Source organism: Filimonas lacunae (assembly GCF_002355595.1).
Classification (GTDB): Bacteria; Bacteroidota; Bacteroidia; order Chitinophagales; family Chitinophagaceae; genus Filimonas; species Filimonas lacunae.
On the sequence record NZ_AP017422.1, the window covers coordinates 3,603,892 to 3,619,310 of the forward strand.

Consider the following 15,419-nt stretch of genomic DNA (forward strand, 5'->3'; position numbering starts at 1 on the left):
ATCGCCAACATTTAAAAGCTGTAAATTATGAAAACAGGAATGGCAATTCACCATATTGAACCCGGTGCGCCTTTACAAAAATGGCTCACCAACCGTTACACTTATCACCTGGTGCTGATTAACCAGGGAACACTGCAATATCAATGCGGACAAAAGCAGGTAACCCTACATAAAAATGTAGCAGGTATTATTAAAGCGATGGATGTAGTTAGCAATATCCGGGAAAACCAGGCATCAGGTTTTGTACTCTCTTTCTCGTATGATTTCCTGGAGCTTTCTATTATCTTATCTGCTGTTACCGTGCGGCATTTTCATACGTTAACGCTGGACATTAACAGTGTGCTGGTGTCTGACGAAGACAACAGCATGCTGTGCAGCTTTGCCGCTAAATTAAGCAAGGAGCTTAACAGCAGTTATTATGATGAAGATGACATGTTACGCAGTTTATTCCAGGTATTCCTGTTCCGCATTTGCAAAGCAGTGCAGGCGCAGGATCCCCCGCAGCACACGCACCATACCCATATCAGCAATTTTTATTCATTGCTTGACCAGCACTTTTTATCCTACCGGTTAACGAAAGACTATGCCCGATTAATGACGCTTACCCCTAATCATCTGAATATGGTAGTGAAGTTAAAAACCGGGCATCCATCCAGCTATATCATTCATCAGCGCGTGCTGGCAGAAGCCAAACGCATGCTCATTTGTGAAGAGATGAACATGAAAGAGATTGCATCCCGTCTCGGCTTTACAGACAACTCTCATTTCAGCCGTTTCTTTAAAAACCAATCGGGCAGCACCTTTTCGCATTTCAAAAACAACTTTAAAGCATTAGAGCATTACCAGTAAACACAACCGCTAATTGTACCACAACAACCCGGCATGATACATGAGCAGCAAAAAGCGGGACTATAATTTTGTTGTATTCATTTAAACTGAGTAATGATGAAAGATGCAAAAGAATTGGTAAACCTGGTATTAAACGCTCATGGCGGCGTAACCAGGTGGAACCAGTTACACACCGTTACCGCACATTTGTCTATCGGTGGTGTAACCTGGCCAACTAAAGGCCATCCAGGTGTACTGGACGATATTGTTTTTACCGCCAACTTACATGCCCCTTTCGACAGCTGGACGAATGTGCAGGCCAAAGAAGAGAAAACCTCGTTCAACGGCAGGGATGTAGCTATTATCAACAGCAAAGGAGCAATAACGGAATCACTGTTGAATGCACGTGACTCTTTTGCCGGGCATGAATTAACCACACCGTGGAACCGCATGCAACTGGTATACTTTGTAAGCTATGCCACCTGGAATTACCTGACCACTCCTTTTTTGTTCAGCACTCCCGGCTTCCATTTCCTGGAAATGGATCCCTGGCAGGAACAAGGAGAAACATGGAGAAGATTACAGGTAATTTTTCCTGATCATGTGCCTACCCATAGCAAAAAACAGGTATTCTATTTTTCGCAGGAAGGTTTATTAAAGCGCCACGATTACTGGCCGGAAGTACTGGGTAATAATTCAGCTACGCATTACTACTCTGACTATAAAGAGTTTAATGGTATTAAAGCACCTACCAAACACAGGATTTATCCGCTTAATGATGCAGACGGCTCTTTCTACCCTGAGCCACTGCTGGTTTCGCTGGACATATTCGATATCATATATGCTTAACAAAAAGTGCCCTTGCTTTATACACAAGGGCACTTTTTCATCACTATTTTTAAGCTTACACCGCTACAGCAACCACTTCAGCAGGCTGTAAATTCATCACAGCCATCTTTTGAAAAGTTACCTGTACCGAAAAACCGTTTTCAGAAACAAACGTGGCTTTACCATTTAACTGCGTGGCAAGCCCTTGTATCAGCGTCATGCCCAGGGAAGAGGACTGTGCTAACAATGAGGTATCAGCAACACCTACCCCGTTATCTGTAATAGTTAATTTTACCGACGTTTCATTGATAGCACGCAACCGGATGGCAATACGCGCGTTTGCCTTTCTATCTGTAAAAGCATATTTATAGGCATTGGTAATAGCTTCATTAATAATAAGCCCCACCGAAACGGCCTGTGAAACATCCAGCAATACCGCATCTACTTCTGTAGTAATACCCGCTACACGGATAGCATCCATACTTTTCCGGCATTCTTCTGCCAGTTCGGGTATATATTCCTGCATAGGAATGCTGGTATATTTTTCAGTCAGCGACAGTTTTTTATGAATAAGGGATATAGCATGCATACGCTGCTGACTGCCCCGCACCATATGCAACGCCTTATCATCGGTAAGATCGGCCATTTGTGCATCTAACAGGCTTATCACAATCTGCAGGTTGTTTTTAACCCGGTGGTTTACATCTTTCAATAACCATTCCCGCTCAGCCAGTAGCTGTTTCAGGTTTTCGTTCTGGCTGTTCAATATGCGGGTAGTCTGCTGCTTATACCGGAAACGATTATATAATAATGCCAGCAACAGGCCCAGCAATATAATACCTACCAATGCCAGGTTACGGGTTAGTTGCCTGCTTTGCAGCGCCTTCTGCTGCAACTGAGCCTGTGCCTGCAGGTTTTTTATCGCTTCTGCCCTTGTTCCTAATTCCAGATCGCGCTTTTTTGTTTCGTATTCCACTTCCAGGCCGGCTAAGTCCTGATCATAATTTTTTTTGGTCAGCAAATCTCTTTCATCACTAAAACGTTTGTAATACATTAAAGCGCTTGCCAAATTATTTCTGGAAGAATCTAACTGGTACCGGAGATAAGCAATTGTTCTGTTACTGGAAGTGATATACTTATCCCTTTGATTCAACTGCTCCATAGCATCAATATGCTCCCCACTCTCATCATACTGCCCGTTAGCCATAAAAAGCATCGAAGAAAAATGATGAAAATTATGTAGCGTAATCACATCCAGCTCGCCCGGATGCTGCTCTACAATCTTTTTCATCCTGCTTTGTAATAATTCTCCCTGTTTACATTGCCTGGTTAAAGCATATACACCTAACAAAGTATTCAGCAAATCGGCATAATCGTCTTGAATAGTGTCCCTGGGAGGATATTCCCTGATTCCTTTTTCCAGTAGAATTTCGGCGTCTTTCAGCCTGCGTGACCTGATATGCATTTGTGCTACATTCACATATAGCCTGAAACGATCATCGTTGTTATTTTTTTCCGCAAGCGTAATAGCCTTTAAATAATACGCTGTTGCTACAGAATCGTGATCCATACGGGTGTACAACATGCCCAGCCGGTTATATATGGCCACCACCAACGCACTGCTATCTTTGAATTTTTCAGCTACCTCCATAGCAAGCAACTCGTACTTTAAAGCAAGGCGCCTGTTAAACTGGTTATAATAAATTACCCCCAACAGTGAATACACATCCTGTAGTTGCCCATACCGGTTTGCCTGATAAATAGCTAAAGACTTTTGCACATAATACTTCGCCGAATCATAGCGGCGGTATAACATATATAAATCACCCAGGAATTTGGTGGCATCCGCGCTTTTCAAATCTCCGGTTACAGCCTTATCCATCATATCAGTAGCTTGCCTGTACAATCCAATTTTATGGACTAAACCAACTGAATCATCAATACTACTATAGTCGGCCAGTTCTATTAATGCATCCGCCTGCTGTGCAGGATACTGTACATTGCCTGTAAACAGGCCTACTGCACGACTGGCAAATTGATGTCCTTTTTCCCGCTCGTTTTTCTCTCTGTAAATCTTTGACAACAATGTATAGGCTACTCCTTCCCCCAACCGGTACCTGCCGCCAAAAGATGCATGTAATGCTTGTTCTGCCAGTTTTTGAGCAGCATCCAAATCTGCCGCAACCTCTCCCGGCTTGTTTACCAATAATAACGCTTTTGCCAAAGTAGCATTTATCGCGGCAGTATCCTCCACATTGTAACTCCCCTTATAACGTGCATTACTTTCATAAGCAGTTACTGCAAACAATAGTAACATCATGCCCAACTGCCTTATTCTACCAGCTAATACATTCATCGGGATACAGTATAGAGTGGAACAACTATATATACGCATATAGTGTAAAATTAAACGCACAACAAAAGGTACACGCTCTGTTTACTACTCTTTTCTTGTACTATTTACTTATTGAAAGTACACCTCAACCAGTAAAACCGGTTGAGGTGTAGAATACTTATTCCGCTCCCTTCTCAGGTAATAATACCAAACGAATGAAATTATCCGTTTTCAAAAATTCTTTAGCAGCCTGCTGTAACACTGGTACTGTTAAAGCTTCTACCAGCCTACCTTGCTCCATACCATCGCCCAGCGGCTCATTCAGCTGGTATTGGTTAGCCAGGTAGCCCATCCAGTAACCATTGCCTTGTATGGCAGTAGCCAGTGAGGTACGTGTTTCTGCTTTATACTTATCCAGGTTTACCTGGTCGGGGCCTGTTTCCCGCAACTTGCGCATTTCGTCCTGCGTAGCGGCTATCAACTTTTCTACATTGGCAGGGGCACAACCAAAGCTGATGCTGAACATATAACCCGAAGCAGGATATTTGGCAAACGACACACTGGCAGCGGGCGCATACACGCCCCCTTCTTCTTCGCGCAGGCGCTCTATTAAGCGAATGCCCAACACTTTGCTTAATGCCTGCAGGCGCGTGTTGTTTTCCTCGTTGTAAGTGTAATCGCCGCTGCAATACAATCTTACTGTGGCTTTATCTTCCTTGCCTTTATATACTGCACGGCTGATGTTGCCTTTAGGGATGCGTATGCCCAGGTCTTTGGCTGTTTCGTTTGTATGACTGGCTGGTAAGCTACCCAGGTAAATTTCCAGTAAAGGTTTGATAGTGGCGGTATCTATATTGCCCACAAACACAAAAGTAAAACCGGAAGCATCTGCAAAACGCTCTTTATATATTTCCAAAGCACGATTCATATTTACCTGGTTTAGTTTGGCTTCGCTGGGCCCGGTGCGGCGCAGGTGGTAATTACCCAGTACCCCGGCGGCAGTATCGGCAAACACACTGGCAGGATCGTTGAAGCGGTTTGCCAGCGAGGCTTTGGAACGGTTAATGGCATTGGTGAATAAAGCGGCATCGGCACGCGGTGCCGTACAATACAGGTATACCAGTTGCAAAGCTGTTTCCAGTTCTTCTGTAGTGGCTTTGCCGGTAAAGCCCTGGCTTCGCTCGCCTATATAAGGCATTACGCCCAGTTGTTTGCCGGATAGATATTTGCCCAGTTCTGTGCTGTTGTATGGGCCTACACCGCCCATAGCCACTACGCCGGTAGCATAGGAAGCAGAAGGATAATCTGCATCGTTATATAAGGAAGTGCCACCGGCTGCAAAGGCAGAAAAGCTAATTTCATCCTTTTTAAAGGTGGTAGGCTTTATCACCACTTTTACACCGTTGCTTAACGTGTATTCTGTAACCCCGGCCACAGACTGCTGTGTGGTTGCTATAATTTTACCGGGCACAGGCTTTTGCGCCAGCAGCGGCTTATTTACCACAGCATCTTTATAGGCTTCCAGCGTTTCCTGTTGTACTGCCTGTTGCCAGCTGGTGATGACAGCTGCTGTAGGCAAACTCTCTTTCTCACTATCCGGCGCAGCTACTACCATATCGCAATCAGTAGTTTTTAGGGCAGACAGCAACCGTGCCTGAATTTCGGCCAAAGTAATCTGTGGCAGTAATGCTTTTACCAACTCGTATTCTTTTTCTATGCCGGGCGAAGCGGTGCCGTGTAAAAAGTAATCAACATATTCTTTTACATATTGGTCACTCCGCGCTTTGCTTCTTTCTTTCCAGGCGGCTTCAAAACTGGCCAGGTAGTCTTTACCCGCCCTGTTCATTTCTGTTGCGGTAAAACCAAAACGTTTGGCACGCTCCAATTCGCGCCACGCAGCTTTAACACCTTTTTCCCAGGCACCTTTGTTTACATCTACATGCACGGCAAACAATTGCAACTGGTTCAGGTAATTTTGTATACCGGCGGTGGCACTGATAAACGGTGCATTGGCCTGTTTGCTTACCTCGATAAGTCTTTGCGATAATAGCTGGTTCAACAGCTGCTGCACAATAGCCTGCCGGTAGTCGGCTGCCGTTTTTAATTCGATGTTAGGTAGCTTGATATATACATCAACCGAGCTACTGGTAATTTCAGCATCAGTAAGCGCTTTAAACTGGTTTTTACCGGTAAGCGGTATGCGGTACTGTGTGCGCGCTTTTTCTTTAGCAGGATTTTTCAGGGTTCCAAACAGCTTTTTTACCTGCTGTTCTATCTCCTGCACATCTACATCGCCCACTACCACCAAAGCCTGTAAATCGGGCCGGTACCAGTCGTGGTAAAACTGCCGTAAAGTTTCCGGCTTCGCATATTGAATCACGCTGTCTAACCCAATAGGCAGGCGGTAAGCATAGCGGGAGTTATTCATCAGCATAGGCATTACCTGTTGCTGCATGCGTTTTTGCGCCCCTTTGCCCAGGCGGGCTTCTTCCAGTATCACACCACGCTCTTTCTCTATCTCCTGTGTTTCCAGTGTGGCTTCCTGTGCCCAGTCGCGCATAATTTGCAGGCCATTCTGCAACAGCGCTTTGTTATCGGCAGGCAATGGCAACTGGTATACCGTTTCATCAAACGAAGTGTAGGCGTTTAAATCGGCCCCGAAACGCACACCTGATTTTTGCAGATAATCTACCAGTTCATTTTTAGGAAAATGCGTGGTGCCGTTAAAGCTCATGTGTTCAATAAAATGCGCCAGCCCGCGTTGCTGTTCTGTTTCCAGTATAGACCCCGCCTTACAGGCCAGGTACATCACCACTCTTTTTTCAGGAGTAGCATTGTGGCGGATAAAATACGTAAATCCATTGCTGAGCTTACCGGTACGTACCGCTGTGTCTAACGGTAAAGCAGTGTGGGCTACCGTTTGCGCACCGGCGCTGGCCACCAGCAATACGCTGCCTGTAGCCAGCAATACTGCTGGCCTGTGAAACCATGTTTGTATGTTCATTGCTATTTAATTTGAATGTGTATCCAGCAGGGATAAAATACCTTCATTTTGTATAATCATCATTCCCTGCCGGTCGTTGGTAATGCCGGTGGTAAGTGTATAAGTATAACGGGGCACGGCACCTTCCATTACGGTGGGCAGGTAACCAAAAGCCACTGCTGCCCCACGCTGCTGTAAGGCATCGCCTACTTCTATAATATGGGTAGAGATGATAAAAAAGCAATTGCGATAGTCTGCCAGCGCTTCTGTTACTGCTAACGTGGCATCGTAGGCGTCTTTTACATTGGTGCCCTTAAACAGCTCGTCAAATATCACCACCAGGTTATGTCCGCGACTTACCTCTTCAGCTACCTTTTTCACCCGCAGTACTTCGGCATAATAATGACTATAGCCCTGGTTTAGATTATCGGGTACGTTAATGGAAGTATACAACCCATCCATTACCGAAAACCGTAATTCACGTGCCGCTACAGGAAAACCCATATGGGCCATGTAGATGGCTATACCAAACGATTTCATTAAAGTGCTTTTACCCGCCATGTTGGCACCGGTTAAAAACAACAGGTTTTGTTGGGGATGAAAAGCCATCGGGTTAGCAACGGCTTTGGTAAGCCCCGGGTGGCTAAGCCCCGCGCAACTAAAGGTATGCGCACCTGCGGGCAATGCATGCCCATAATGCAACCCTCTTTCCTGCGCCACTCCGGCCACCGCTATGCACACATCCCAGTGATAAACCAGTTCCAGCACGGCATCCATTTCGTGGCGAAACACATGCAGCAGCAGGTGATGATAACGGGCCACCTGTTGCGTTGAAAGCTGCTGTGGCTGTATTTGTTGCCATCCCTGCAAGCGGCTATCGTTGAGCAATTGATTCACCGGCAACAAGGTTTCCGGTTGAGGGTAACCAGATAGCTGCTGTAAAAACTGTGCAGCTGTTTGCAGCAGGGTTATGGCAGCCTGCAACCCGGTGATGGTTTTATCGTACTGCTCATCATGCACCAATGACTTTAACAGTTTTTGCTTCAACAAACCTGCTGCTGCAAAAGGTTTTACTGCGTTACCGGGTAGCGACAGGTAATATTCTGCATCCGCCAGGCTGCTGGTGGCAAAAGGAAAACGAAACTGTTTTTGATGGAAGTACTGAAACAACCGGCTACGCTGGTTAATAACAGCAGCATCGGTAAGCGGCTCTTTAAACAGCTTTTCCAGCAGGCGCTCTCCTCCGGCTGTCTGTACCCGGTTAAACAGGCTGAACAGCGAATTGGCTTTATACTTACCCGTCAGGTTCAAATCATCCAATGTTTGCTTATCCGTTATAAAACTCATGTACGGTGGTATTTAAATCAGTTTTTTATTGCCATTGTGCAGTATATCCAGTATACGCTCGTTTTGTATAATCACCATGCCATGCCTGTCATCACTGATGCCGGTTGTAACCGTATAGGTATATACAGGCTTGTTATCCTGCATACCGGTGGGCAGGTATACAAACTGTATGTTGGGGCACCGCTGCTGTAACACCTCGCCTGCTTCCATAATATGTGTACTGATAATAAAAAGGCTGTTGCGTTTGGCGGCAAAGCCTGCTACCACCGCAATAGTAGCTTCACAGGCATCTTTTACATTGGTGCCCCGGAACAGCTCATCAAATACGATAAACAGTTTTTTCTGTTGTTGCAGTTCCTGCGCCATCTTTTTCACGCGCAATACTTCGGCATAAAAATGACTGGCACCCATGCCCAGGTTATCAGGCAGGTTAATAGTAGTGTACATGCCATCCAGCACACTAAAGCGCATGCCGGCAGCTGCAACAGGAAAACCCATATGCGCCAGGTATAAGGCAATACACACGCTTTTCATAAACGTGCTTTTACCAGCCATGTTAGCACCGGTTAAAAACACCAGGTTGCTGTTACCATCCATATGCAGTGTATTGGGCACAGCCTTTTTCAACTGCGGATGAAATACGCCTTCCAATGATAACATGCCCCCTTTCTCCGGCAAGGCTTCGGCAAAACAAAAACCACGCTCACGGGCTACCTGCGCCACAGCGATATACACATCCAGCAGGTACAGGTGCCGTAGCAACTGCAATAAGCTATCCCAATGCCCAAAACGTAACAGTGTATCCAGCGACCCCATAGCACTGGCCGGTAACTTATTCCCGGTTTCAAACACCACTGCCAGTTCCGGCTGTTGCAGTATGGCGGTAATGGCCGCCACTTCTGCTTCATACCCGGTGGTAGCGGGTGCAGCACGCAGGGTGTCTATAAACCTGCGCGCTTCTTTCAGCAATTGCACCAGGGCTTCTATGCCTTGATACAATTGTTGTGTTTCAATATCATTCCCCACCAGCTTACCCAGCCTGCTGCCGGCAGAAGCTACGCGATCGGCCAACCGTGTACGCTCGTCTGTATTACCCAGGTAAGTTTCGGCCGGATCAAACAACGCTGTGTTAAAAGGAAAAGCCATACCGCTTTCCGCAAATAAACGGAACCTGCTGCTACGCTGGTTAATAGCCGCGGCAGTGCTTAAAGGATTGCGGAACATCTCTTCCAGCAGGGCCGCACCGCCACGGGTACTGCACCGCTGAAACAGGTGATAAATGGCATCTGTGCCATGCCTGCCAAACAGGTTTAAATCGTCCTGCGTTTGTTTATCTGTTGTAAAAGGCATGATTATCTTCTTTTGCGCCTGATTAATAATACACTGGCAAAGGCCACTATTAAAGCAGGAATGATCCAGAGGAATAGGGTGCGTATGGTGTTCACGTCATCCAGCGTCACCTTCACTCTTTTATCCCTGTTATCGGGGCGGGTAGCATCAATAGGAAACTCGCCATAGCTTAACCAGCTGAATATAGATAGGCTGAATACAAAGTTGGCCTTGCCACCACCACCGGATAGTTGCTTGTTACTCATAAAATCGGCATCGCCTGCCACCACAATGCGTTGTTGCCTGCCGTTGATGTTGCGGGTAAGGCTAACAGCGGTAGTAAGCGGCCCTTTTACATCGCCATCGGCCGGGGAATAACTCACCATACCTAACTTATCTCTGTCCATACCCTGTGCAGCACGCGGGCCACCAGGAGAAGGTCTGCCACCACCTGATACTACTGTAGTTACTACAGCGCCACCCTGTGCAACTGCCCCATTGCCTTCTACTGCCACACCACTGGTCATCATTTCTGCATCGTAAGGCTTTACACGGTTCCAGCTGTTTTGAGCATCGGTAACCAGTAAAGGCTGTACAGCAAATGCACCGGAAGGTTTCCAGCTAACACCTGCCACCCCTGGCATATGCACAGGCAGGCTATCGGCCACCGCTTTAGCCACCGGCTTGAAAAAGCCGCCCGCAAACGGAGTTAACAATGCTTTTACTTTATTCGGCATTTCTTCTTTGTTGGCTTCCAGTACGGTTCCCTGCGTAAGTTGCACGCCCAGCTGACTTAACAGCGGGTTTACGATATCCTGTCTGCCCGGCTCCCCTGCAATCAGCAGGTTACCGCCATTGTTAATGTATTGCTGTAGTTTAGATAAGGTAGCGGGTGGTAATGCCAGGCGCGGATCGGCTATTACCAGCGCGGCTATACCCTGTGGTATCTCATCTGTTTCCAGAGAAACGGTTTGTACATCAAAACCCTGGTTTACCAGCGAATAACGGAAGCCATTGAGGTTAGTTAAACCTTTATACTCCCGGTCGCCCAGTTTATTGATATCTCTTTCCAGGTTGCCTGTTACAAAGCCTATCACGGGCAGTTTAGCCTGTTCCAGTCTTTTTAAAGCAGCAGCAACTTCCGTTTCGCCGGGCCATACCTCCTGGTCGTCAAAGATGCGCAGCCAGGTGGTTTTATTCTTCCACTTCAACTGCATCACGTAGCGGTTGTCTTCCGAGCGCAGGTTAATTTGTTTTTGAATCTGCTCCGGGGTAAGGTAATCACTTAAACGGGTGCCATTCATCTTTACCAGCTGTTCTGCTGCCTCTTTCAGGTTTTTAGCTTCGTGCGGCAGAAAACTGTACGTGTTAGCGAAAGCACTATCGTAATAGGATACTTTATGTAAATGAATATTGCTTTTAAAACGGCGGTAGTGTTCCCAGCGGGATTCGTTATCGTTATAAGAATCGGGGCCACCGAGGTAAGCATATTGATCCAGCAGGTTCACATAGGAAGTAACTTCCAGCGGATCATCGCCCAGGTCGGCCAGTACTTTTTGCACAGCGGGTACCACGGTACGGCTTTTATTAAACGTGGCATCGTAATAACCCGTAAGCGATGGTATAGAGGCTACATAGCCTATCAGCAAGGCAGAAAGCACTACAGCTACATACCTGCCGGCCTTTACCAGCGCGGGCTTTGACTCCATACCCGCTTTCAGTTTATAAATGCTCAGGCCCAGGAATATGTATACAATAGCCAGGAAATATACCAGGTCTTTGGTGGTAATGAGGCCTGAAAGCAGCTTTTGTGTACGACCGTTGATAGAAAGAAAATAAGTTAATTCCCTTACAAACGCAATGCGCTGCCATAAAAGCCCGATATAGCTGAGAATGCCTATCATTACAAACGTACAGATAGCCGCAACCACCTGGTAGGTAGTTAAACAACTCATGAATAATCCGATGGCGGCATAGGCACACAGCAACAGGAAGAAGCCCAGCAGCGAAGTCAACAGCATGCCTGTTTCGGGATGCACGATCTGTAACGAAGCGCATACCAGGAACAAGCCTATTACCAGCACCAGCAGTAAGCTGTATACAACCATAGACAGGTATTTGCCCAGTATAATCTGGTACACCTTTACCGGCGAAGAGTACAACAACTTGATAGTGCCGCTGCCGGTTTCTCGGCTAATAAGGCTCATAGTTAATAATGGCACATACAGGAACAGGTTTTGCATCACACTGCCAAACAATCCGCTCTTGCCCAGGAACGCGCGATTGGTAAGTGCATCCATATAGCGCAAGCCGGGGCCGCCCAGCTCCTGTGTGCGGGCAAACGACTCTATAGCATTAAAGTATACTACACCGCATTGTATTAAAAACACCACCAGTAAAAACCAGGCGATGGGTGAGTAAAACAATAGCTTTAATTCTGTTTTGGCTACCCTTAATATCGTTTTCATCCTTGTATAATTAATTGCTTTGTTTTGAGGATAACTGTTTAAATATTTCGTCCAGTGCTGTTTTATCCAGGCTTAACTCGCGTAAACGCCAGCCTTGTTGCACACTGGTAGCTATTACACTTTCGGTAATTTCCTGGTCGCCGCTAAAGTATATGCGTGCCTGTCTTTCGGTTAAAAACTCCACCCTGGTTACGCCGGCAATCTTTTCCAGCGCAGCAGCGGCTGGTGGGTTTTCCATATGCAGCAGCATACTGTGCGGCTCTACATAGTTATTGAAAGCATCGATGGTATCAGAAAACACAATGCGCCCGCTTTCAATCATCACAATCTCTTTACACAATACCTGCACTTCGGAAAGGATATGGGATGAAAAGATCACTGCCCTTTCGGTAGCAATGTCTTTAATCAAGGCACGCACTTCCAGTATCTGGTTAGGATCCAACCCGTTGGTAGGCTCATCCAGCACCACCAGGCGTGGTTTATGCACAATAGCCTGTGCAATACCTACACGTTGACGGTAACCGCCGGAGAGGTTGCGGATTAAACGATTACTGTAGTGCGCTACACCACAACGTTCTTTGGCTTCCTGTATAGCCCCCTTCATGGTTTGCTTCGGTATCAGTCGTAAACCTGCACAGTAGTGCAGGTATTCGTCCACTGTAAGGTCCATGTATAACGGCGGGTTTTGTGGTAAAAAGCCAATGTTCTTTTTGGCTTCTTCTGGTTGCCGGCGCATATTAATGCCGCCTACAAACACATCGCCTTCGGTTTGGTTAAGCGCACCACACAAAATATTCATGGTAGTGCTTTTACCTGCCCCGTTGGAACCCAGCAGGCCTACTATGCCGCTGCTGGCTATTTCCATGTTAATGTCGCGTATAGCCCAGGTATTGGAGTACCGGTGCGACAAATGTTCTATCCTGACAATCGAATCCTGCATTGCCTGTTATCTAAATGGTGATATAATAAATGTTGTTATCTTCTTTCGCGGTAGGCGATACTGGTTATTTTACCAAATCCTGTCCATTGATTGGCCAGTGTTATTTGTCCGTTTACCTGCGGCACATTGTACTGTTCTAAAGTACCATTAGCCCCGGCTGTTCCGGCAGCATTGTACCAGCCTATATTCAGCAGGTTGGCCCAGCTGGTATAGGTAGTTTTGGTGGTGCGGTAAAAGAAGTTGGGAAAAGCCAGGTAAGTAACTTCTTCGCTACCCCTGTCCAGCATCAGCTTGGCAGTTTTCAGCGACAGGTCGTATTCATACACTTTACCTCCAACGCTGTAAAACAGGTAACCGCGATCGGGACTCATAGCGTAATGGGTAGCCTTATCAAAATCGGTAGCGGTAATAACATCATTATACGTAGGTGTTGTACCCAGTAAAAAACGGATAATTGAATACGCACCTGTAGATGGATCTTTTAAGATAGCGTGAATAACGCCACTGTACGACATCTCCATATACACCAGGTCTTTACCGGTGGGAAAGTTCAGCCCTGGGGCCATATCTTCCACGTAGTTGGCGCTAAAAGAGGGCGTGCGTGTAAAAGTACGCTTGTCCATATTGAATATCATACAATAGTTAGGATCACCCACTATGTAAGGCGATGCTTTAAAAGGCAGTGCACCGGCATATGCGTTTAACGGTACATAGGGAAAAGCCGGGTAACTATTGGTGCGGATATATACATTATTATCAGCCACCATATACATCGTGGGAATAACGCCAAAGCGGAAAGTGCCGAAAAAGTTAGAAGCTGTAAAGTCCTGTGGCACATCACCAATCATTTCATAGCTGATATTTTGCTTCGCTTCATAATCAAAAGTTTCGGAGTTGAGGTTATTGGTACCCGATGAGGAAGACAAGTATATTTTATAAGAGTTACCATCGGCCGTTGCGGTAACGCTGCTTTGCATACAAAAGATATTCACCGGCGAGCCTTGTTGCGGCAGTGAAGAGGCCATTTTTTGCAGCACGTCCGTTATTTGTGTAAACTGCTGTGTATTCGTTTGATACGATAACATATCCAGCCTGGAATGACCATTCACCTCATTTAATACCAGGTAACCTTCATATACTGCCGTGCTTACCTGCAAATTGGCTCTGAAATGGTATAACACACCAGAAGCATTGTCGGTAACCTTTAACCGAAGCGAATAATTGCCGGGCAAAAGCGTGATAGCATAACGCAGGTTCTTTTCGGTGCTAATAACTGTGGATACAAAATCCTGTGTTTCGTACGACCACTCGTAACTGTAGCCAGCAGTGCCTTCTTTATCCAATGTGCCGGTAACAACGGGGCTCACCTTCAAAGTGTCGGCAATATATACCAGGTATCCCTGTACGGTATCAAACTGGCTTACAGCCACTTCATTAATGGGATGATAATTGTAATTGCCTTTGTCTTTGTAACAGGCCGTACAGCAGCAAATGCCCAGCAAGGCTATGAAATAAGCAAATTTCTTTTGCATCATACATTCAATTTAATTATTGATAATCGGTGCCCATCTTCATTGGCGTTACGCCATCTTCGTCATAGATAGTATTTCCTGCAGCCGCCTGCTGGCTCAGGTAGCGCGACATAGAGGTGGCGTAATACACGGCGTTGGCAATGTCGGCACCACTAAGCCCGTTGCCATAAGCCCAGAAATCCAATGGCAGGCCCACTATCTGATTCATCAGCCGCACTTTCTTTTCACTAAAAGTGCCGAAATAGGTTTCGTAACTATTCCAGTCAGGCCCTTCCGTAAGCATATCTGAAAGGGACAGGCGAAACTGGATAATATTGATGGTGTCTTTGTCCGAGTGTTCCAGCCGGCGTTCTATATCTGTAGAGAAATTTTCATTCGGCACCAGGTGCAGTGTCATACTTACTTTTCCCTGCATGAGGTCTGCCGTTCTGTTAAAATGTATCCACAGCGTATCTGTTACACGGCCAGCCTTTACTACCAGTGGCGTAAAATTGTAATGCTTACCTTCTACAGCAGTAGCGCCTGCATCTATCACCACTTTATAGGTGCGATCAGTGGCAGCGGGTGCGCCTGATACGCCTACAGGTATGGGAAACAGTGTATCGGTAACACTTGCGGCACTATAGGCAAACGTAAAGTCAAGTGAGTCTATCACAAAACCTAACTGATCACGACTGGGGTCTACTCCTGTTTTATAATTGAAAAAAATATTATCGCTGGCATTGTAGGTCATTATCCCTTCCTTTTTACAGGCAGCGAATACAACCGGTATAGCGGCCACCAGTAAAAGTTTATAAAAAGCTGTACGCATGTTTTACTTGTTAAGTGA

10 protein-coding genes are annotated in these 15,419 nt (G+C 46.2%); 2 read left to right on the top strand and 8 right to left on the bottom strand.

The genetic code is table 11. The features are described from left to right. Positions 1–27: 27 nt before the first annotated feature. Both FLA_RS14300 and FLA_RS14305 read left to right on the top strand, forming a co-directional pair. Complete coding sequence (locus tag FLA_RS14300) at positions 28–849, top strand: AraC family transcriptional regulator (RefSeq protein ID WP_076378173.1); 822 nt, start codon at positions 28–30, stop codon at positions 847–849. Positions 850–942: 93 nt separating this feature from the next. Further along, positions 943–1,677 (top strand): hypothetical protein, encoded by a 735-nt coding sequence (locus FLA_RS14305; protein WP_144264006.1) that lies wholly within the window; start codon positions 943–945, stop codon positions 1,675–1,677. 55 nt (positions 1,678–1,732) lie between these two features. On the opposite strand, the gene FLA_RS14310 is transcribed toward FLA_RS14305, so the two are convergent. From FLA_RS14310 to FLA_RS14345, 8 genes are all read right to left on the bottom strand, one after another. Next, on the bottom strand, positions 1,733–4,012 hold the full coding sequence (locus FLA_RS14310; protein WP_076378168.1) for a tetratricopeptide repeat-containing sensor histidine kinase: 2,280 nt from the start codon (positions 4,010–4,012) through the stop codon (positions 1,733–1,735). Positions 4,013–4,169: 157 nt separating this feature from the next. Continuing rightward, positions 4,170–6,995, bottom strand: coding sequence for a M16 family metallopeptidase (locus tag FLA_RS14315; RefSeq protein ID WP_084206154.1), 2,826 nt, complete (start codon positions 6,993–6,995; stop codon positions 4,170–4,172). A 6-nt stretch (positions 6,996–7,001) separates the two neighbouring features. After that, positions 7,002–8,321, bottom strand: coding sequence for a MutS-related protein (locus FLA_RS14320; protein ID WP_076378166.1), 1,320 nt, complete (start codon positions 8,319–8,321; stop codon positions 7,002–7,004). 12 nt (positions 8,322–8,333) lie between these two features. After that, on the bottom strand, positions 8,334–9,671 hold the full coding sequence (locus FLA_RS14325; RefSeq protein WP_076378164.1) for a MutS-related protein: 1,338 nt from the start codon (positions 9,669–9,671) through the stop codon (positions 8,334–8,336). Positions 9,672–9,673: 2 nt separating this feature from the next. Then, positions 9,674–12,118, bottom strand: a complete 2,445-nt coding sequence (locus FLA_RS14330; RefSeq protein WP_076378162.1) for a Gldg family protein — start codon at positions 12,116–12,118, stop codon at positions 9,674–9,676. A gap of 10 nt (positions 12,119–12,128) precedes the next feature. Then, positions 12,129–13,058, bottom strand: coding sequence for an ABC transporter ATP-binding protein (locus tag FLA_RS14335; RefSeq protein ID WP_076378160.1), 930 nt, complete (start codon positions 13,056–13,058; stop codon positions 12,129–12,131). A gap of 35 nt (positions 13,059–13,093) precedes the next feature. Next, a complete protein-coding gene (locus FLA_RS14340) occupies positions 13,094–14,593 on the bottom strand; it encodes a PKD-like family lipoprotein (RefSeq protein ID WP_076378158.1) in 1,500 nt (499 codons plus the stop codon). Between the two features lie 13 nt (positions 14,594–14,606). Then, the gene (locus FLA_RS14345; RefSeq protein WP_076378156.1) at positions 14,607–15,401 is read right to left on the bottom strand and encodes a DUF4843 domain-containing protein; all 795 of its coding nucleotides are present in this window, start codon (positions 15,399–15,401) and stop codon (positions 14,607–14,609) included. Positions 15,402–15,419: the final 18 nt, after the last annotated feature.